Consider the following 1,967-nt stretch of genomic DNA (forward strand, 5'->3'; position numbering starts at 1 on the left):
CCCATATCGCCGAGTCGTAGTTCACGGTCCCTCCCTGCCATTTCAGTGCCTCGAATCGATTCGAGGTGGTTAGCGGCGCGCCTCCGTAGTTTGAGTGGCACCTCGCTGATTTTCACTCCATTGCGGACACACGGGTCCGAAGTGTTCGGATTCTCGACGTATTTTTCCTGAGCTCTTCCGTCCCTACACTGAGTTCATCAACAAAACTCAGGTGGAATGCATGGAATACATCAAGAACAATCGGCCCCTGTACTGGCTGGCTGCCGGCACCTTCGCCGTTGGCACTGAGAACTTCATGATTGCTGGCCTGCTGCCCGGCATGGCGCAGGATCTTGGCGTCAGCATCGGCGTGGCAGGCCAGCTGGTAACGGTCTTTGCGCTGGCTTATGCACTGAGTTCGCCGTTGCTGGCCACCCTGTTCGGCAACGTCAACCGGCGCAAGCTGCTGATCGCAGCGATGTCCGTCTTCGCATTCGCGAATGTGCTGGCATTCTGCGCGACCGACTACTGGACGCTGATGGCGGCGCGCGTGCTGCTCGCGCTGACAGCCGCCGTGTACGTGCCCGGTGCAAATGCACTTGCCAGCGTGGTCGTGCCACCGGAACGGCGCGGACGCGCCATCGCCATCGTCAATGGCGGCCTCYCCATGGCCATTGCATTGGGCGTCCCCGCAGGCGCGATGCTGGGCGGTGCGCTCGGCTGGCGCGCGACCTTCGGCAGCGTCGCAGTTCTTTCGGTGCTCGCGGTCGCCGGCTTACTGGCAGGTCTACCGCGCGGCATTGGTAGCGGCCTTGCACAGGTCAGCCTGCGGCAACGTATCGCCACTGCCGCACGGCCGGCGGTTCTGCTGACGCTGCTGGTGACGACCTTATGGGCCATGGCCAGCTACACGACCTACACCTATCTGGCGCCGTTACTGGACGCGGCCACCACTATTCATGGCCCCGCCATTGGTTTCGTGCTGTTCGGCTGGGGCATTGCGGCGGCCATCGGCCTGGCGATCAGCGGCCCGGCGGTGGACCGCAAAGGCCCGCGCGCCGTCATCCTGCCGGCGCTGGCCACATCAACCACCGCATTCGTGCTCATTTCGCTGGCCGCGCATATACTCGGCGCGCAATTTGCCATCCTGCCGATTGCGCTAGCCATCGCCGCCTGGGGCGTTGCGCACTGGGCGTTTTATCCGGCGCAGCAAACAAAACTGGTTGGCGTGGCCGGCGTCGCGTCCGCGCCCGTGGCGCTGTCGCTGAACGCATCCTTCATGTATCTCGGTTTCTCGCTTGGTGCGGGACTCAGTTCGCTCACCCTGCACTACAGCGCAATTGCCAATCTTGGCTTTGTCAGTGCGCTGTGCGCAGGCGCGGCACTCACGCTTGCCTATTTTTCTAACGTTCAAAGGAGTTAATCATGACGAAAATCCGCGTAGGGCTTATTGGTGTTGGCAACTGGGCCGAATATGGCCACCTGCCTGCCCTCAACCTGCTACCCGAATATGTACTGACCGCCGTCCATAGCCGCGACATCACCAAAGCCAATGCGCTGGCGCAGCGCCATGGCATTCCCCATGCGCTCGATTCCGTCGAAGCGCTGGTGCGGCATCCGGAAGTCGATTTAGTCGTGGTGCTGAACACGGCGCCACAGCATGAAGCGACCGTGCGCGCTGCCATTGCGGCGGGCAAAGACGTGTATTGCGAATGGCCACTGACGCCAAGCAAAGCCGTCTCCCAGGAACTGGCGGCGCTTGCCAAGCAAGCCAGTGTGCGCCACATCGTCGGTTTGCAGCGTCGCCTCAATCCCGATTACCGCTACGTGCGCGACCTGCTGAAGGATGGCTATATCGGTGAGCTGCGGTCGGTGCGGTTGCATATCAGCGTCGAATACTTCCAGCGCGAACGCAAGGCGGCGCTGCATTTCACCATCCCGCCGGAGAATTTCTCCAGCCTGCTGTCCATCTACGGCGGGCATTACTT

2 protein-coding genes are annotated in these 1,967 nt (G+C 61.9%); both read left to right on the forward strand.

Annotation, left to right across the window (positions count from 1 at the left end):
* The first annotated feature begins 220 nt into the window (after nucleotides 1-220).
* Nucleotides 221-1,402, forward strand: a complete 1,182-nt coding sequence (locus tag AB4Z11_RS30430; protein WP_442029729.1) for an MFS transporter — start codon at nucleotides 221-223, stop codon at nucleotides 1,400-1,402.
* Between the two features lie 2 nt (nucleotides 1,403-1,404).
* Nucleotides 1,405-1,967, forward strand: a 563-nt coding sequence (locus AB4Z11_RS30435; RefSeq protein ID WP_442029731.1) for a Gfo/Idh/MocA family protein, incomplete at its 3' end; no start/stop codon positions are given.

It is taken from the genome of Pseudoduganella sp. RAF53_2 (assembly GCF_052113985.1).
Lineage (GTDB): Bacteria > Pseudomonadota > Gammaproteobacteria > Burkholderiales > Burkholderiaceae_D > Rugamonas.